We start from the raw sequence: 17,827 nt of genomic DNA, 5'->3' as shown, positions 1-17,827 counted from the left end.
CTTTTACTGTTGTTTCTTGACGCTTAAGGTGATTCCGTCTCCCAGCGGTATAATCGCCGTCACAAGCTCATCGTGATGTTTCAGTGTATAGAGATATTCCCGCATGCGTTTGTAAATGGTACGATTCCTGCGCTCTACAATATAGTGAGATTCTATGATGTCCCCTTCCTGCAGAACGTTATCCGAGACAAGTATACTTCCCTCTTCCATCAGTCTCAAAACATCGGGCAGAAAATTGATATACTGTCCTTTCGCTGCATCCATAAAAATCATATCATAGGATCCTTCCAGAGTCTTCAGCACATCTTTCGCATCCCCTGTAAGCAAAGTAATCTGGTCTGATCTTTTTGCCTCTAAGAAATTTCTTCTGGCAATAGGGATTCTCTTTTCATAATTTTCTATTGTTGTTATCTCACAATCCTTTGGTCCGTATTCCGCCATAAAAAGAGCAGAGAATCCTATGGCGGTTCCCACCTCCAGGATTCTCCTTGGCTTCTTTATTGTAAGTAATACCTTTAAAAAGCTTTGCATTTCTCTTCGGATAATCGGAACATAAGACCTTTTCGCCTCCTGTTCCAGCTTCTCAAGATATGGCGTGTTCGAGGTATCCATTGAATTGATGAATGTCGTCATTCGCTCATCAACAATCAATTTTATTCTCCGCCCTCCTGGGTGCCTTCCTCCTCTGTCGGGGGCACGGAAGCTGCGTCTTCTTCGCTGCCTCCCTCTTCTCCCTCATCTTCTTCGGACGGCTGCCCTTTTGTTTCTTCTTTTGATAGTATCTTTAGCATATCATCCACTGTCTGATGGGTATTCAGGATATACGTTCCTTTTTCCAGCTTGCCATAATAGTCTGACGTACGAACCTGTACCCAAAAAACTCTGGGGCCACCTGTGATCAGTCCCTTCTCATAAAGCAGTTTCCCGATCCCATAAGTAGATGTTCCGTCCTTTACAACCACGGTGACATCCTGACCCTTAGCTTCCGATTCAGCAACAGGCTTTTGGTTAAATACATCATAACCAAATGTATAAGTAGTCTTTCCCAGATATAAGATGATCACAAGACCACAGATATATATGAGTGTCTTTAAGATTCCTCTGGCACCAAACAAGGCTGCTTTATAGCCGGTATCCTTCTTTTTCTTTGCCATATGCCTCTCCTTTGCTAAACCTCATCCGGTATGGCGATATCCAGATTTTTCACAAGAGCCTCCTGAATATTCTGCATCATTCTGCAAAAAGCAAGCTCAGCTTCCAGGTATGCATTTGCCAGTGTATCACTGCGAAGCTGGACAAACTCCTGATCAAGTTTGTCCACTTCCTCATAGGGATCAATTCCCTCCTGCTGCTGGAAACGATAAGTTTTATCCCTGAAATGATCAATCTTCCTGCGAAGATCCGGCTTCTCTTTTAACTGTTCTTCATATTTTTGTAATGTCTGGTATTCCTCACTGTTTACAATCGCGCTGGCAAGCGCCTCAGTTTGGCGTGTCACCTCATCCGACATTATTAAGCCTCCATAATGATCGGAAGAATCATCGGCCTTCTCTTTGTCTTCTTCCAGATGAAATCGCTTAATGCTTCCCTGATCTCCGTCTTAATCTTACCCCAGTCACTGATTTTATGTCTGAGACAGTTGTCGAGAGCCTCTTCGACCACGGATCTCGCCTCGCCCATCAGATCTCCGGCTTCGCGGACATAGACGAATCCGCGTGATACAATATCGGGTCCGGACAGAAGCTGATTGCTGTATTTTTCCAGTGTCAGAACCACAATCATGATTCCATCTTCTGACAGATGCTGGCGATCACGCAGAACAATATTTCCAACATCTCCAACTCCAAGACCATCTACCATGATGGCTCCTGTGTGTACCTTTCCGGTCACAGCGGCATCTTTGTCATCTAATTCGAGTACGTCGCCTGATCTCAGAATAAAAATACGATCCTTCGGTATTCCGAGCGTCCCTGCAACCTTCGCCTGTGCTGTCAGATGACGGAGTTCCCCGTGTACAGGGATTGCATACTTCGGTTTTACCAGAGAATAGATAAGCTTAATCTCTTCCTGACATGGATGTCCTGAGACATGCACATCCTGGAATATAACATCTGCGCCCTTGGCAATCAATTCATTGATAACCTTGGATACAGCTTTTTCATTACCCGGAATTGGATTCGAGCTGAATATAATCGTGTCCCCCGGTTTAATTGTCACTTTCTTGTGTAAATCAGCAGCCATACGGGATAGTGCTGCCATAGATTCCCCCTGGCTTCCCGTTGTAACCATAACCATCTGATTATCCGGATAGTTCTTCATCTGATCGATATCAATCAGGGTATTTTCCGGGATCTTGATATACCCCAGCTCAGATGCAGTTCCTATGACGTTTACCATGCTGCGCCCTTCTACAACAACTTTTCTCTTAAACTTGTAGGCAGAATTGATAATCTGCTGCACACGGTCGACATTAGACGCAAATGTAGCTATAATGATACGAGTATTCTTATGTTCTGAAAAAATATTGTCAAAGGTCTTTCCAACCGTGCGTTCCGACATTGTGTAGCCTTGTCGTTCTGCATTGGTACTGTCACACATGAGTGCAAGGACACCTTTTTTCCCAATTTCCGCAAAACGCTGCAGATCTATGGTATCACCAAATACTGGAGTATAATCTACTTTAAAGTCCCCTGTGTGAATAATTGTTCCTGCCGGTGAGTAGATCGCCAGGGCTGCTGCATCTTGTATACTATGGTTTGTCTTAATAAATTCAATTCGAAAAGCGCCTAAATTAATAGACTGTCCGTATTTTATTGTTTTTCTCTTTGTCGAGCGAAGAAGGTTGTGTTCTTTTAATTTGTTTTCAATTAAGGCTATCGTAAGCCTTGTCGCATAGATCGGGACATTGACCTCTTTTAACACATAAGGCAGTGCACCGATATGGTCTTCATGTCCATGGGTTATCACAAACCCTTTTACTTTATCTATATTGTCCTTTAAGTAACTGACGTCCGGGATCACAAGATCAATCCCCAGCATATCATCCTCGGGGAATGCCAGACCGCAGTCCACTACAATAATACTGTCTTCATACTCGAAGGCAGTGATGTTCATTCCAATCTGCTCTAATCCGCCAAGAGGAATGATCTTTAATTTACTTTCACTTTTTTTCTTCAAATAGCATATACCTCCATTTTTTTTGAACACACAAAACAAGAAGATCTTCTTCTGTCATCTCCCTGCTATACAACGCTTAAATTTTTACCGGAGGTCCACATCATCCAACATCTGGGCAAATACTCCTGCTATAGCATCGAATTCGATATCATCATCCACCATAACATACTGTGCCTCAGGTTCGGATTCCCTGGAAACATCCTTCATAATATAAGCATTCGCCTCATCCTCGTCAGAATCTGAAACCAATAGGTAACTGGTACCATTTACCATGGTTTGTTCTTCCACGAAAAAATCCACTTCACTTCCATCTTCCGATATAAATTTTATTTTTTCCATAGTTTACGTCCTTTTGCCATCAAAAATAGCAACAATTATACACCTGCAAGTTAGTATTTCCAAGAGCAGGCATTTCATTCTGATTTCTGATTGGACAAATAATCCAAATATCCCTGCAGGATAAATACTGCTGCAATCTGATCTACATATAATCTTCTATGCTCTCTCGACACCTGCGCTTCTATCAATGTTCTGTTCGCTTCGACAGTTGTAAATCTCTCATCCCACATGACAACATTCAGGCCTGTTCTCTTTTCAAGCATCTCTTTAAATTCCAGAGATTTCACAGCCCTGTCTCCAATATCATTGTTCAAATGTTTGGGAAATCCAAGCACGATCTGATCTGCCTGATACTGTTTAATCAATTCTTCAATACGGGCAAGTGTCTGACGCAGCTTATTCTCAGACTTTCTTCTTATTATCTCTACCCCCTGAGCCGTAATCCCAAGGGGGTCGCTCACTGCGACGCCCACTGTCTTAGAGCCGTAGTCTAACCCCAGTATACGCATCCTGCTAGTCTCTCTTCCAGGATTCATTCTTAATATACTCTTTTAAAAGCTCTTCGACGAGCTCGTCCCGCTCTACTTTCATAATCATGCTGCGGGCGCCCTTATAGCTGGTAATATAAGTCGGATCTCCGGACATAATATACCCTACAATCTGATTCACAGGATTATATCCCTTCTCTGACATTGCATTATACACCACGTCCAGAACTTCTTTCACCTGAATCTCCGGCTCACCTTTGACTTTAAAGTATTGTGTATTACCTAAATCCGTCATTTTTTCACGTCCTCGTTCATTGATATCTATTTCATTCTAATATACTTTACGAAAAAATTCAATGGCAAGTTTCGCCCAGAAGCAAATTATCTTTTTGGGAGTGAATGATAACCGGCACCCGTGTACCGGAAAGCGAAGTCTCAGATTTGACTGCAGCTCTGATATATTCGCGGGTATAGCCTGTATAATACCGTTCGTTATCGATCTCCTGCAGTTCTTCAAATAACACCTCTACCCGTTTTCCTGCAAACTGGTCCATGTATTCAACACGTCTTTTTTTGTCCAGAGTGATCAAAATCTGGCTTCGTTCATGTTTTACATTCTCCGGAATCTGACAGGGCATCGCAGCCGCCTTGGTTCCTTCTCTTTTTGAATACTTGAATACATGTGTCTCGAAGAAATGAATTGATTCTACAAAAGCTTTCGACTCCTCGAATTCTTTTGATGTTTCACCGGGGAATCCCACGATAATGTCGGTCGTAAGTGCGGGATTTTCATAGTAGTTTCGCAATATCCTGCAGCTTTCCATATATTCCCTCGATGTATATTTTCGATTCATCCGTACAAGTGTTGCATCGCAGCCGCTTTGAAGTGAAAGGTGAAAGTGCGGACAAACCTTATCGAGAGAGGAAATTTCTTTTGCAAACTCCTCCGTAATAATCCGCGGCTCTAGTGATCCAAGCCGCACTCTTTTTACCTCGTCAATCTCACAAACTGCACGGATCAAGTCTAAGAAAGAGTCCTTTTCCTCAAAGTCCTTCCCATAGGAGCTCAGATGTATCCCTGTGAGCACCATCTCCTGATGACCGTTTTTTGCAAGTCTCCTGCATTCCTCTATGATATCTTTCTTTTGACGGCTTCTGACACGTCCCCGGGCGAAAGGTATGATACAGTAAGAGCAAAACTGATCGCACCCATCCTGGACTTTAATATATGCTCTGGTGTAATCTCCAGTCCGTGCGATAGATAACGGCTCGTATTCACTGGTGTGATTAATATCAATCATATGCATGTCCGCGTCTGTTTTTTCCTTATTATCGAAAAGATCTGCATTTTTGTATTCTTTCAGGATTTCTGTCAACTTATGTTTCTCATTATTCCCTAATACAATGTCAATCGCCGAATCTTTCACAACTTTTTCGCCTTGCGTCTGCACATAACACCCGGCTGCAATTACAACCGCATGAGGATTCATCTTTCTGGCCTTGTGCAACATTTGTCTGGATTTTCTGTCTGCGATGTTCGTAACCGTACACGTATTGATAATATAGACGTCTGCTCCGGGTGAGAATGGGACAACCTGATATCCGTCTTCCTCAAGTTCCTGCTGCATGGCCTCCATCTCGTAAGCGTTAACTTTACATCCCAGGTTATGAAAAGCTACTGTCCTGCTCATTATATTCTCCCTACTTTCTCTAAATATTTACCAAAGATTTTTATGTTTATTTGTGCGTTTTCGCCTTGACTTTTACTGCCATAAAATGTAAGATTATTATGACGATGATACTATACTATCAAAATTATATTTTCCCCGTTGATAGTTAATAGTTATCTAAAAAAGGTCTCATTAACTCAACTTAAGTTCAGGGAGGATTTTATCAATGAAAACAGTACAGATTTCACTCAATTCAATTGACAAAGTAAAATCATTTGTCAATGATATTTCCAAATTTGATTTTGATTTTGACTTAGTATCCGGAAGGTACGTAATAGATGCAAAATCCATCATGGGAATATTCAGCTTGGATTTATCAAAACCGATCGACCTCAACATTCACTCCGAAGGTGAAAATCTGGAGGCGGTTTTGGCTGTATTAAACCCATACCTTGTTTGATGAAATAATGGAACAGATATCTGGTCAGCCCCATAAGGGCAGACCGAAGCAGCTGCATCAGCAGCTGCTTTTTTTACTCAACCATGACCGTCTCCGCCGTATCTATGGCCGTCCGAACCATCCCATCGATCTTTTCCTGCAGGTTCTGTTCCGAACGTCTGATAATGTTGATGTTTGGCTTCGTAACAGGATGCTTCGCAACAAAAATCGTACAACAGTCCTCATAGGGCAGAACTGAGGTATCATAGGTTTTGATTTTTAAAGCCAGATCCACAATCTCCTGTTTGTCAAAACCGATCAGGGGGCGAAACACAGGCATCGTACACACTTCATTGGTACATACCAGGCTTTGCATCGTCTGGCTTGCTACCTGTCCGATACTCTCACCAGTGACCAGTCCCAGTGCTTTATCCTTTTCTGCAAACTGTTCTGCAATCTTCATCATATAACGCCTCATGATAATCGTCAGTTCGTCGTGAGGACATTTATCATAAATGTACAGTTGAATATCTGTAAAATTCACGATGTGAAGTCTGACAGGTCCGCTGTAACGGGATACAATTTTTGCAAGATCCACAACCTTTTGCTTTGCACGTTCGCTCGTATATGGCGGTGCGTGAAAGTATACCGCATCAAGCGTCACTCCGCGCTTTGCAATCATATAACCTGCAACAGGAGAATCAATACCTCCGGAAAGCAGCAGCATGGCAGATCCATTCGTCCCCACCGGCATACCACCCGGGCCCGATATCGTCTCAGAATATACGTATATTTTCTTCCTCACTTCAACCGTCAGATTGATATCCGGATGGTGTACATCTACTTTCAGGTTTGGACAGGCAACTAAAATTCTATCCCCTAGTTCACAGTTCAGTTCCATGGAATTCATGGGATATTCTTTATTCGCCCTTCTGGCATTCACTTTAAAGGTCTTCTTCTCATCGTGATAGAGGTTTTTTATATACTCAGTTACAGTAGATGCCAGAGCGTCGAATTCCAGTTCCTCAAGTACAATAACCGGAGATATTCCTGCAATTCCAAACACATGTTTTAAAGCCTCGATAGTTTCCTCATAATCGAATTCGCTTTGTGCAAAGACAAAGATTCTTCCTTGCTCACGCACAACCTTGAATGTTCCGTCTGTGTCTTTTAAGGCGTGCCAGATCTGTCTTACGAGTGCCTCCTCAAACAAGTGCCTGTTCTTTCCTTTAATTCCAATTTCAGCATATTTTATCAAAAATGCCTTGTACATGTTATCTCCTTTCAATGTCTGGTATACCTTCTGAGCATAGGAAGCAGTTCCGCCAATACACGTAGAACGTAATTAACCTCTTCGATTGTGTTGAATTCACTGAAACTAAATCTCACGGCAGACTCTCTCTCTTCTTTTGGGCATCCTATGGCAAGAAGTGTGGCACTTCCGGATCTTCTGTGACTTGAGCATGCACTGCCTGCAGACACATAGATCTGGTGTTCTTCCAGAGCGTGAAGCATGACCTCGCTTCGCACGCCTACAAAAGAGGCATTTACAATATGTGGCGCCCCCTCTTCCATATTCATGCCGTGTATCACTACATTAGGGAATTTCTTAAGTCCCAAAATCAGGTGTTTTTTCAATTCATACAGATGCCCACAATTCTTGTCAAGGTCCTTATAGATCAGTTCAGCGGCTTTTCCCATTCCTGCCACACCAGAAACATTCTCTGTGCCGGAACGCATACCGTTTTGCTGTCCGCCTCCCATAATCAGAGGATGAATCTTTACATGATCTTTAATATACAAAAAGCCTGCACCCTTAGGACCGTGAAATTTATGTGAACTGGCTGAAAGCATGTCTACCTTCAATCTTTTGGGATAGATTCTATACTTTCCAAATGCCTGGGTAGCATCTACATGAAAATAAGTCTTTGGATTTTTCCCCTTAATCAATTCTCCGATCGCCTCTATATCCTGTACGGAACCAATTTCGTTATTCACATACATGGCCGAGACAAGAATCGTCTCGTCCGTAATGGCATCCTCCAGCTCTTTCAGGCTGATCCTTCCAGAAGAATCTACCCCTAATTTTGTAATCTCAAAACCTTGTTCCTCTAAAAATGTAAGAGGAGCCAAAACTGCCGAATGTTCAATGTCCGTTGTGATGATGTGATTCCCTTGCCTGCGATTTCCCAGCGCCGTTCCCAAAAGTGCCCAGTTATTCGACTCTGTGCCGCCTGAGGTAAAGTATATCTCATTGTCATGAACTTTCATCAGTCTGGCCAGTACTGCTCTTGATTCTTTTATATACTTCTCAGCTTCGACCCCTTTGTTATGCATGGCAGAGGGATTACCGTAGTCCCCCATCATTGTATGGTCTACAATCTCCCTGACCGCATCGTAACACCTCGTCGTCGCTGAATTGTCAAAATACACTTCCATCTTATTTTCCTTCCAGCAGATACATTAAAATTGACAAGACCGTCATCCCTGCAGTCTCAGTGCGCAAAATTCTTCTGCCCAATGTGATGGGCACAATCTTATGTTCTATAGCAAGCTTTACTTCTTGTTCATCAAATCCGCCTTCCGGACCGATAAAAATCCCAATGGACTGCCCCGGTCTGATTCCTTCCATGATACTTCTAGTCTTCTGAAATCCTTTTGCAAGTTCATAGGGAATCAGACAAACATCCAACGAATCGGCTCTGTCGGCCGCCTGGTCAAATGTTAAAACCGGACTGATCTTTGGAATTATCATGCGCTTTGACTGCTTTGCAGCACTCTCGGAAATCGCCTGCCATCTTCTGATTTTATTTTCCTTTTTTTTCCGGTCAAGTTTTACGACACTTCTTTTTGTATCAACAGGAATCACTTCGTACACTCCGAGTTCAACTGCCTTCTGGATAATCCACTCCATCTTATCCCCTTTCGGGATTCCCTGAAAAAGGTATATTCTGGATGTAAGTTCCATACCGTTCTCCTGAATATACAAAATCTCTGCCAATATTTCATCTTCATCTATCTGCTCAATGCAACAGGCATACTCCCGATCACCCTGAGCACTCACCCGAATTTCCTCTCCGATTCTGCACCTTAAGACATTTTTTATATGATTCACATCACTGCCGCGGATACGAATCCATTTCTCTTCAATCTGATCGGGTTCTACAAAAAAGCGATACATGCATCACCTCTTCTGTGCCGTAATAGACACCCATTCACCCTGACGAGTGGTCTCAACAATTGTAAGGCCTGCATCCTCAATTGCCTTTCTCACTTCCTGTTCTTTGACATCCAAAATCCCGGATGTGATGTAGATACCGCCCTTTTTCATCTGATGAACAATCACCGGTGTCAACGAGAGCAGCACATCGGCCAGAATATTTGCCGTTACAATATCATACCTCTCATAGCCTACTTTTGACTGTATTTTTTCATCATCAATGATATTACCAATCATCAGTCTGAATGCATCTTCCGGTATCTGATTTGCCTCTTTGTTTTCTTTAACCGCGTTGATCGTGCATGGGTCAAGATCCGTACCCACCGCAGATTGCGCACCCAGTTTTAACGCTATGATTGATAATATGCCGCTTCCGGTTCCAACGTCCAAAAGATTCGTATCCTCTGTGACATATTTTTTCAGCTGGCGGATGCAAAGCTGTGTTGTTTCATGCATTCCGGTTCCAAAAGCCGTACCCGGATCTATATGCAGTATCATCTTTTTTGTATCCTCCGGCTGTATCTCTTCCCAGGAAGGAATGATTAGGATATCATCCACATGAAACTGATGAAAATACTTTTTCCAATTATTAATCCAATCCTTATCCTCAGTTTCTGAAACTGTGATTGTTCCCTCACCTATATCAATAAATACCCTAAGTTCATCCAGTTCTTTCTTTACATTGCCAAGCATTGTCTCATTATCATCTTCGGGATCCAGATAAAAATGAAGGTAAGCAATCCCGTCATCCTCAGGACTATCCGGGAGTATATCGACAAACATCTGCTCCTTGTCCAGTCTGGTCAGCGGCTGTTTGTCCTCAATTTCAACGCCCTGTATCCCAATATCCGCCAATGCTGCAATCACGACATCCTCTGCTTCACTTCTTGTTTTTAATGTGTATTTATTCCATTTCATGGTTTTTACTTCCAATCCTTCATAATCAAGTATAGATAATAATACACGATTTTGGGCAAAATATCAAGGAAAAGAACAGGGTCAAAAAGGTATGCCCTTTGCACCTGCATGAAAGCATAACTTTTTGACCCGTTATATTGTTAATCTTCAAAAGCTTCTTTTACTTTATCCATGAAGCCTCTTTTTTTCTTTTCGCTTCCGCCTAAGCTGTTTGTACTCGCCTCATCAAATCTGCGAAGTGCTTCTTTTGCTTCTTCATTCAATCTGAGAGGTGTCTGAACAACCAGTGTCACATACTGGTCCCCGCGAACGTTTTTATTGCGCAAGGAAGGAACTCCTTTTCCCTTCAGACGGATTCTGGTATCTGTCTGAGTTCCGGGCTTAACTGTATATACGACATCTCCGTCCACGGTACTGATCTTGACATCTCCGCCAAGTGCAGCCTGTGCGAATGATATCGGAGCCGAGGAATAGATATTCATATCTTCTCTTGTAAATATTGGATGGCGGGCTACCATGACTTCTACAAGCAGATCTCCTCTGGGTCCTCCGTTTCTTCCGGGTTCTCCCTTGTCACGGATTCGGATGCTCTGGCCATTATCAATTCCTGCCGGAATAGAAACCTGGATCTTTTTACGACTCGCCGTATACCCGGTTCCATGGCATTCAGAGCATTTATTCCTGATCATCTTTCCAGTGCCGCCGCATTCCGGACAAGTCTGGACATTACGGATCGTGCCGAACATAGACTGCTGTGTATAGGTCACCTGACCGGTTCCGTTACACTTACTGCAAGTCTCCGGCGAAGTGCCCGGTTTTGCACCTGTTCCATGGCAGGTCTTACAGGTGTCCTTGAGAGTGAGCTCTATCTCTTTGTCACAGCCGAAAACGGCCTCCTCAAATGTGATATGGACAGAAGCACGCAGGTTTGCGCCTCTTGCCGGCCCATTATCAGCTCTTCTGGAGCGGCTTCCGCCTCCAAACAAATCTCCGAAGATGTCTCCGAAGATGTCTCCCATGTCACCGCCGAAATCAAAACCGCCAAAACCACCGGCTCCGCCGCCTCCATTTTCAAAAGCAGCGTGACCAAACTGATCATACTGATGTCTTTTATCCGGATCACTTAAGACACTGTAGGCCTCTGTCGCTTCCTTAAATTTTGCCTCAGCCTCTTTATCTCCCGGGTTCATATCCGGATGATACTTTTTTGCAAGTTTACGATAGGCACGTTTTAATGTGGCATCGTCCGCACCCTTATCTACTCCGAGGACCTCATAATAATCTCTTTTTTCTGCCATTTATCTATCACCTTCTAACAGCAGTACAGCGCAGACATAATCTGCGCTCCCTGCCGTTTACTAATTATCTATACTTTCTTATACTTCTTTGTAATCTGCATCAACGACATCGTCATCGCCACCATTATTGCCGGATTCGTTCGATGGTCCAGCCTGCTCCTGACCGGAGGCATCTCCGCCCTGATTCTGCTGCATGTTTTCATACATCTTAGTGAAAACCGGCTGAGCACTCTGTGTCAGTTTTTCCTGAGCAGCCTTGATAGCGGCTACCTGTGATTCACTTGTCTCTTCTGCCGGAGTGTCAGCGAGAAGTTTTTTCAATGCATCAAGGTCAGCCTGTACCGTGGATTTATCGCTGTCAGAAATCTTATCCTTGACTTCCTCGAGAGCTTTCTCTATCTGGAATACCGTTGAGTCTGCTTCATTTCTGGTATCAATCGCTTCTTTTCTTACCTTATCCTGTGCTTCGAATTCAGCTGCTTCTTTTACTGCTTTATCTATTTCACTGTCAGACATATTCGAACCCGCTGTAATTGTGATATGCTGCTCTTTTCCGGTTCCCAGATCCTTTGCAGATACATTCACAATACCGTTGGCGTCAATGTCGAAAGTAACCTCAATCTGAGGAACTCCACGTCTTGCCGGTGGAATTCCGTCCAGACGAAACTGACCAAGAGATTTATTGTCCTTGGCAAATTGACGCTCACCCTGAACTACGTTGATATCAACTGCTGTCTGGTTATCAGCTGCAGTCGAGAACACCTGACTCTTCTTAGTAGGAATTGTTGTGTTACGTTCAATCAGACGAGTGGCAACTCCACCCATCGTCTCGATGGATAATGACAACGGAGTGACATCAAGCAGAAGAACATCACCTGCTCCTGAATCCCCTGCAAGTTTTCCACCTTGTACGGAAGCACCAAGTGCAACACATTCATCTGGGTTCAGGCTTTTGCTTGGTTCATGACCTGTCAGCTGTTTTACTTTGTCCTGTACCGCGGGAATTCGGGTAGATCCGCCAACCAGAAGTACTTTTCCAAGTTCAGAAGCTGAGATTCCGGCATCAGAAAGAGCTCTTGTAACCGGCTCTGCTGTCTTCTCGACAAGATCACTTGTCAGCTCGTCAAATTTGGCCTTTGTCAGATTCATATCAAAATGTTTCGGTCCGTCTGAAGTCGCAGTGATAAATGGAAGGTTAATATTCGTCGTTGTTGCGCTTGAAAGCTCTTTTTTTGCCTTCTCTGCAGCTTCTTTGATACGCTGCATAGCCATCTTGTCACCGGACAGATCAACGCCTTCATTCTTCTTAAATTCGGCAATCATGTAATCCGCGATCTTCTGATCGAAATCATCGCCGCCCAGTTTATTGTTTCCAGCGGTTGATAATACTTCAATTACACCGTCTCCAATTTCAATGACGGAGACATCAAATGTACCGCCACCCAGATCATAAACCATGATTTTCTGTTCTTTTTCATTATCCAGGCCATAGGCAAGAGCTGCCGCTGTAGGCTCATTGATAATACGTTTTACATCAAGTCCTGCAATTTTTCCGGCATCTTTTGTCGCTTGGCGCTGTGCATCATTGAAATAAGCGGGAACTGTGATCACTGCCTCTGTTACTTTTTCGCCGAGGTAATTTTCTGCATCGCTTTTCATCTTCTGGAGAATCATCGCTGAGATCTCCTGCGGTGAATAATTCTTTCCCTCAATCGTAACACGATAATCCGTTCCCATATGTCTCTTGATGGAAGAAATTGTCTTGTCTGCATTGGTAACAGCCTGACGTTTTGCAGGTTCTCCGACAAGTCTCTCTCCTGTTTTTGTAAACGCTACAACCGACGGTGTCGTTCTGGCACCTTCTGTGTTCGTGATAACCGTTGGTTTTCCACCCTCCATCACTGCGACACAGCTGTTGGTTGTACCTAAATCAATACCAATTATTTTACTCATAGTTTTTATTCCTCCTGATTACCTGATTATTCTATATGAATTTTGACCCTGGTATCATATCAATGTATGATACACGGATTACTCCGCACTTTGTGCTCACGTAATCCTACAAACATTCGAAATACACCCTAATCGGGTTGCTTTCTCATGTTTGTTCGGGTCCCAAGGTCATGCTTTTTCATGCAAGCATGAAACGCAGGACCTTTTGACCCTGGTATCATATCAATTTGCCACTTTTACCATGCTGTGGCGTACGACAGAGTCTTTATATAAATAGCCCTTTTGGAACTCTTCTACAACAACGTTCTCATCTGCATCTTCATCTTCCACATGCATCACTGCGTTGTGCAGATTGGGGTCAAATTTATTTCCGACTGCTTCAATTGCAGTCACCCCCATATCTTCCATAACTTGAGTTAGTTGTTTATAAATTTTATTCATCCCGTTGACAAAAGGATCTGACATATCCGATGCTGTCGCAAGTCCTCTTTCGAAGTTGTCTACAACTGGCAGAATTTTCTCCACAACATCCTTCGCACCCATGGAATACATTCCTGATTTTTCTTTCTCCGTGCGTTTTCTGAAATTATCGAACTCAGCCATCTGGCGCTTAAGCTGATCTGTCAATTCTTCAATTTTCTCGTCTTTTTTGTCTTTCTTTCTCTTAAAAAACTTTTTATCTTTTTCTTTAGCACCATCTTTTAAATCTTCTTTTAGCTCCTGCTTTTCCTCATCAGTTTCTTTTTTCTGATCCTGCTTCTTATCGTCCGCAGTTTTCTCATCCTGTGGCTGATCCGTCTCCTTAGGTGTCTCCTGGACATCCGATTCGGTCTGTATCTGATCCGTTTGTTTATGGATGTCCGTTAAGTCTTTTTCGGTATTCTCCATTTTCTCGTCTACTTTCTTATTTTCTTGTGACACTTATTATCCACCGCCTTTTAAGTATCCGGTTTTTTTTGTTTTTTGAATATCCCATCCAGCTGACTCTTCAAAGTCTTCAGGTTATCCACCACATTTTCGTAATCCATACGTTTGGGACCCACAATTCCTATTGTGCCCGTCATTCCATCCCCTAATTCATAGGTAGTAGTGACAACGGAGCAGTCTTTCATCGTCTGAACCGGGGACTCATTCCCTATATAAATCTGGATGCCTGTGCTGTTCTCGTCATCTTCACCACTGCTGTTTTCTACATTTTTGAGCATATCTATCAGCACTTCTTTTTCTTCGAAAGTGCCCAGAAGCTGACTGGCTTTCTCACTGTCTGTAACAAGTTCCGGATATTTCAAAAAGTTTGTAGTACCACTGGTATACACAGGAACATCATCAGCATCTACAGCAATTGCAGCAGCCACCGCATCCAGCACATTATTAATCACACTGCTGTGAATGCCGGCTTCTTCTTTCAATTTGGTTATCATGCCGAGATTGATCTGGTCCATAGTCAGGCCGTTTAATTGTGTATTCAGCATCAGATTCAATTTCAATATCTGCTCGTCATTGATCGGCTCTTCCAGTGGAATCATCCGATTCTTAACCATATTTCCCTCGGCAACAATCACAGCTAATATCTGCTCTTCGCTGACCTTGGACAGCTGAATGAATTTCAGCCTGGTTTTATGGATCTGAGGTCCGGTGATCATTGTAGCATAGTTTGTATTCATTGCCAGAACCCTCACCACCTGCTGAAGAACCTTCTCCAGCCTGTCAGTTCTCTTGATCGCAAGCTGCTGGATATCTTCAACTTCCTGGTTCTTTTCCCTCATAAGTTGATTGACATATAGTCGATAACCTTTATCTGATGGAATTCGGCCGGCTGAAGTATGGGGCTGCATAATGTAACCCATCTCCTCCAGATCCGACATCTCATTCCTTATCGTAGCAGAGCTCAGATTCAAGTCTGTATATTTGGAAATGGTTCTGGATCCAACCGGTTCGCCTGTGTCCAGGTAAGTCTGGATAATCGCATTTAAAATCTTTTGTTTCCTTTCATCCAAATCCAATGTTCCAAGCTCCCTTCTTATGATTTTGATACCTGCAGAATGCCTGGCACATTACGTCGTTTCGCTGTTGCACTCCTATCAGGTTTGTTAGCACTCGATGTTGTGGAGTGCTAACATCTATGTTCTTACTATAGTACTGACTTTTGATTTTGTCAACACCTTTATTGGTTTTTATTTAAAAAAGTCAAAATTCCTCGAGATATTTCTTTAGTTGAATCATCTGATCGCGAAGCCCGGCAGCGGCCTCGAAGTTCAGTTCCGCCGCTGCTGCCTTCATCTCCTTTTTTACTTTTTTAATCAATTTCTCGAGTTCATCCTTACTCATAGATTCAGGATCTTTTTCCATCTGATCTTCCGTTTTTGCCACATCCTGTGAGATACTGATCAAATCACGCACACCTTTTTCAATCGTCTTAGGTGTAATTCCATGTTCTTCATTATACTTTTGCTGAAGCATGCGCCGCCTTTTTGTTTCATCGATAGCCTGTCTCATAGAGTCGGTCATCATATCTGCATACATAATCACATGACCCTGCGAGTTTCTGGCAGCTCTTCCTATGGTTTGAATCAGGGAAGTCTCTGAGCGCAGAAATCCTTCTTTATCTGCATCTAATATTGCAACAAGAGTAATTTCAGGGATATCAAGTCCTTCTCGTAAAAGGTTGATTCCCACCAGCACATCGAATACATTCAGACGCATATCACGGATGATCTTCGTCCTCTCCAGCGTATCAATGTCTGAGTGCAGATAGCGTACACGGATGCCATTCTCCTTCATGTAATCCGTGAGATCCTCTGCCATTCGTTTGGTAAGCGTCGTAATTAATACTTTGTTATGTTTTTTCACCTCTTTATTAACTTCACTGATCAGATCATCAATCTGGCCTTGTACCGGCCTTACTTCAACTCTCGGATCCAGCAGTCCGGTCGGTCGTATGATCTGGTCAGCACGCAGAAGTTCATGATCCCCTTCATATTCTCCTGGTGTCGCCGAGACAAACATAATCTGATCAATCTTACTTTCGAACTCCTCAAAATTCAAGGGACGATTGTCCTTTGCAGAGGGAAGACGGAAGCCATAATCCACCAGTGTTCCCTTGCGGGACTGATCACCTGCATACATACCGCGAATCTGTGGAATCGTCTTGTGTGACTCATCAATCATAATCAGAAAATCATCCGGGAAATAGTCAATCAGCGTAAAGGGCGGCTGTCCTGGTTTTAAGCCTGTCAGATGTCGGGAATAATTCTCGATTCCGGCACAGATCCCGGTCTCCCTTAACATCTCGATATCGAAATTCGTTCTCTCTTCAATTCTCTGTGCCTCTAAAAGCTTGTCCTCACTCTTAAAATATCTGATTCTTTCCTCAAGCTCCGCCTCAATCTCAACGGTTGCTTCGCGGATTTTTTCCAAGGGAACGACATAATGAGATGCCGGAAAGATTGCAATATGTTTCAATTCAGACTTAATTTCTCCTGTCAGGGTATCAATCTGAGTAATTCGGTCAATCTCATCCCCGAAGAACTCGACGCGGACCGCAAGCTCACTTTCCTCAGCCGGGAATATCTCAAGAACATCTCCGCGCACGCGAAAGGTTCCTCTGTGAAAATCCATGTCGTTTCTGTCATACTGTATATTGATCAGCTCTTTAATCACCTCATCCCGGTCTTTTTCCATTCCGGGCCTTAAAGATATCGTCATATTCATATAATCGGAAGGACTTCCGATTCCATAGATACAAGATACACTGGAAACGATGATGACATCCTTTCTTTCACTTAACGAAGAGGTAGCTGACAAACGAAGTTTATCAATCTCATCATTGATTGCTGAATCTTTTGCTATATACGTATCCGAAGACGGAACGTACGCCTCCGGCTGATAATAATCATAATAAGACACAAAATATTCTACCGCATTTTCAGGAAAAAATTCTTTAAATTCTCCATAAAGCTGCGCCGCAAGGGTTTTATTATGTGCAATGACCAGTGTAGGCTTATTCATCTGCTTTATCACATTAGCCATCGTGAAAGTTTTGCCTGACCCGGTTACCCCGAGTAACGTCTCTGCCTGATTTCCTTCTTTAAATCCCTTGACCAGTCTGGCAATCGCTTCCGGCTGATCACCGGTAGGCTGATATTTGGAATGTAATTCAAAATGATCCATCTACTCTTTCCTCCTGCCCGAGAATTATATATAATCTTACATATTTTATCATGCTTAACCAGATAAGTATAGTCATCCACTCCCAATTCACATATAATACGTATTAGAAAAGTCTTGCATATTTTTTCAACTCAAGTTATAATAAAAGGCACTGA

The 17,827-nt window shown here is 43.0% G+C and carries 18 protein-coding genes; 1 reads left to right on the top strand and 17 read right to left on the bottom strand.

All coding sequences use genetic code 11. The features are described from left to right. Window positions 1–3: 3 nt before the first annotated feature. The 8 genes from INP51_RS02280 to mtaB form a co-directional block, all read right to left on the bottom strand. Complete coding sequence (locus INP51_RS02280; protein ID WP_193736144.1) at window positions 4–651, bottom strand: O-methyltransferase; 648 nt, start codon at window positions 649–651, stop codon at window positions 4–6. 2 nt (window positions 652–653) lie between these two features. Continuing rightward, window positions 654–1,154, bottom strand: a complete 501-nt coding sequence (locus INP51_RS02275; RefSeq protein ID WP_193736143.1) for a hypothetical protein — start codon at window positions 1,152–1,154, stop codon at window positions 654–656. Window positions 1,155–1,168: 14 nt separating this feature from the next. Then, window positions 1,169–1,510, bottom strand: coding sequence for a YlbF family regulator (locus INP51_RS02270; RefSeq protein WP_193736142.1), 342 nt, complete (start codon window positions 1,508–1,510; stop codon window positions 1,169–1,171). A 2-nt stretch (window positions 1,511–1,512) separates the two neighbouring features. Continuing rightward, window positions 1,513–3,177, bottom strand: coding sequence for a ribonuclease J (locus INP51_RS02265; RefSeq protein WP_193736141.1), 1,665 nt, complete (start codon window positions 3,175–3,177; stop codon window positions 1,513–1,515). Window positions 3,178–3,261: 84 nt separating this feature from the next. Continuing rightward, window positions 3,262–3,516 (bottom strand): DUF1292 domain-containing protein, encoded by a 255-nt coding sequence (locus tag INP51_RS02260; RefSeq protein WP_193736140.1) that lies wholly within the window; start codon window positions 3,514–3,516, stop codon window positions 3,262–3,264. Between the two features lie 74 nt (window positions 3,517–3,590). Beyond that, on the bottom strand, window positions 3,591–4,025 hold the full coding sequence (gene ruvX, locus INP51_RS02255; protein ID WP_193737203.1) for a Holliday junction resolvase RuvX: 435 nt from the start codon (window positions 4,023–4,025) through the stop codon (window positions 3,591–3,593). A gap of 4 nt (window positions 4,026–4,029) precedes the next feature. Further along, entirely contained in the window at window positions 4,030–4,299 is a 270-nt protein-coding gene (locus INP51_RS02250; RefSeq protein ID WP_193736139.1) for an IreB family regulatory phosphoprotein, read from the bottom strand. A 58-nt stretch (window positions 4,300–4,357) separates the two neighbouring features. Further along, a complete protein-coding gene (gene mtaB / locus INP51_RS02245) occupies window positions 4,358–5,695 on the bottom strand; it encodes a tRNA (N(6)-L-threonylcarbamoyladenosine(37)-C(2))-methylthiotransferase MtaB (RefSeq protein ID WP_193736138.1) in 1,338 nt (445 codons plus the stop codon). Between the two features lie 205 nt (window positions 5,696–5,900). Between mtaB and INP51_RS02240 the strand changes: the two genes are divergently transcribed. Continuing rightward, window positions 5,901–6,134 carry an HPr family phosphocarrier protein gene (locus INP51_RS02240; protein WP_193736137.1) on the top strand — a complete coding sequence of 78 codons (234 nt, stop codon included), beginning with the start codon at window positions 5,901–5,903 and terminating at the stop codon, window positions 6,132–6,134. Window positions 6,135–6,207: 73 nt separating this feature from the next. On the opposite strand, the gene thiI is transcribed toward INP51_RS02240, so the two are convergent. The 9 genes from thiI to uvrB all read right to left on the bottom strand — a co-directional run bounded on the left by thiI (window position 6,208) and on the right by uvrB (window position 17,672). After that, window positions 6,208–7,386, bottom strand: a complete 1,179-nt coding sequence (gene thiI / locus INP51_RS02235) for a tRNA uracil 4-sulfurtransferase ThiI (RefSeq protein ID WP_193736136.1) — start codon at window positions 7,384–7,386, stop codon at window positions 6,208–6,210. An 11-nt stretch (window positions 7,387–7,397) separates the two neighbouring features. Next, window positions 7,398–8,552: a cysteine desulfurase family protein gene (locus INP51_RS02230; RefSeq protein ID WP_193736135.1), complete on the bottom strand. Its 1,155-nt coding sequence runs from the start codon at window positions 8,550–8,552 to the stop codon at window positions 7,398–7,400. Between the two features lies 1 nt (window position 8,553). After that, on the bottom strand, window positions 8,554–9,294 hold the full coding sequence (locus INP51_RS02225) for a 16S rRNA (uracil(1498)-N(3))-methyltransferase (protein ID WP_193736134.1): 741 nt from the start codon (window positions 9,292–9,294) through the stop codon (window positions 8,554–8,556). Window positions 9,295–9,297: 3 nt separating this feature from the next. After that, window positions 9,298–10,251 carry a 50S ribosomal protein L11 methyltransferase gene (gene prmA / locus INP51_RS02220; protein ID WP_193736133.1) on the bottom strand — a complete coding sequence of 318 codons (954 nt, stop codon included), beginning with the start codon at window positions 10,249–10,251 and terminating at the stop codon, window positions 9,298–9,300. Between the two features lie 140 nt (window positions 10,252–10,391). Beyond that, complete coding sequence (gene dnaJ, locus INP51_RS02215; RefSeq protein WP_193736132.1) at window positions 10,392–11,549, bottom strand: molecular chaperone DnaJ; 1,158 nt, start codon at window positions 11,547–11,549, stop codon at window positions 10,392–10,394. A 78-nt stretch (window positions 11,550–11,627) separates the two neighbouring features. Continuing rightward, a complete protein-coding gene (gene dnaK, locus INP51_RS02210) occupies window positions 11,628–13,502 on the bottom strand; it encodes a molecular chaperone DnaK (protein WP_193736131.1) in 1,875 nt (624 codons plus the stop codon). A gap of 222 nt (window positions 13,503–13,724) precedes the next feature. Continuing rightward, window positions 13,725–14,390, bottom strand: a complete 666-nt coding sequence (gene grpE / locus INP51_RS02205; RefSeq protein WP_193737202.1) for a nucleotide exchange factor GrpE — start codon at window positions 14,388–14,390, stop codon at window positions 13,725–13,727. Window positions 14,391–14,440: 50 nt separating this feature from the next. Next, window positions 14,441–15,505: a heat-inducible transcriptional repressor HrcA gene (hrcA, locus tag INP51_RS02200; RefSeq protein ID WP_193736130.1), complete on the bottom strand. Its 1,065-nt coding sequence runs from the start codon at window positions 15,503–15,505 to the stop codon at window positions 14,441–14,443. 184 nt (window positions 15,506–15,689) lie between these two features. Continuing rightward, window positions 15,690–17,672, bottom strand: coding sequence for an excinuclease ABC subunit UvrB (gene uvrB / locus INP51_RS02195; protein WP_193736129.1), 1,983 nt, complete (start codon window positions 17,670–17,672; stop codon window positions 15,690–15,692). Window positions 17,673–17,827: the final 155 nt, after the last annotated feature.

Origin of the sequence: Blautia liquoris (genome assembly GCF_015159595.1) — a bacterium.
Taxonomy (GTDB): Bacteria; Bacillota; Clostridia; order Lachnospirales; family Lachnospiraceae; genus Novisyntrophococcus; species Novisyntrophococcus liquoris.
This window is presented reverse-complemented; position numbering and strand designations above follow the sequence as displayed.

Bases quoted from the DNA above. Each gene is read 5' to 3' on its own strand.
- INP51_RS02275 (WP_193736143.1), bottom strand. From the start codon at position 1,154: ATGGCAAAGAAAAAGAAGGATACCGGCTATAAAGCAGCCTTGTTTGGT.
- INP51_RS02270 (WP_193736142.1), bottom strand. From the start codon at position 1,510: ATGTCGGATGAGGTGACACGCCAAACTGAGGCGCTTGCCAGCGCGATT.
- INP51_RS02260 (WP_193736140.1), bottom strand. From the start codon at position 3,516: ATGGAAAAAATAAAATTTATATCGGAAGATGGAAGTGAAGTGGATTTT.
- ruvX (WP_193737203.1), bottom strand. From the start codon at position 4,025: ATGCGTATACTGGGGTTAGACTACGGCTCTAAGACAGTGGGCGTCGCA.
- INP51_RS02250 (WP_193736139.1), bottom strand. From the start codon at position 4,299: ATGACGGATTTAGGTAATACACAATACTTTAAAGTCAAAGGTGAGCCG.
- mtaB (WP_193736138.1), bottom strand. From the start codon at position 5,695: ATGAGCAGGACAGTAGCTTTTCATAACCTGGGATGTAAAGTTAACGCT.
- INP51_RS02240 (WP_193736137.1), top strand. From the start codon at position 5,901: ATGAAAACAGTACAGATTTCACTCAATTCAATTGACAAAGTAAAATCA.
- thiI (WP_193736136.1), bottom strand. From the start codon at position 7,386: ATGTACAAGGCATTTTTGATAAAATATGCTGAAATTGGAATTAAAGGA.
- INP51_RS02230 (WP_193736135.1), bottom strand. From the start codon at position 8,552: ATGGAAGTGTATTTTGACAATTCAGCGACGACGAGGTGTTACGATGCG.
- INP51_RS02225 (WP_193736134.1), bottom strand. From the start codon at position 9,294: ATGTATCGCTTTTTTGTAGAACCCGATCAGATTGAAGAGAAATGGATT.
- prmA (WP_193736133.1), bottom strand. From the start codon at position 10,251: ATGAAATGGAATAAATACACATTAAAAACAAGAAGTGAAGCAGAGGAT.
- dnaJ (WP_193736132.1), bottom strand. From the start codon at position 11,549: ATGGCAGAAAAAAGAGATTATTATGAGGTCCTCGGAGTAGATAAGGGT.
- dnaK (WP_193736131.1), bottom strand. From the start codon at position 13,502: ATGAGTAAAATAATTGGTATTGATTTAGGTACAACCAACAGCTGTGTC.
- grpE (WP_193737202.1), bottom strand. From the start codon at position 14,390: ATGGAGAATACCGAAAAAGACTTAACGGACATCCATAAACAAACGGAT.
- uvrB (WP_193736129.1), bottom strand. From the start codon at position 17,672: ATGGATCATTTTGAATTACATTCCAAATATCAGCCTACCGGTGATCAG.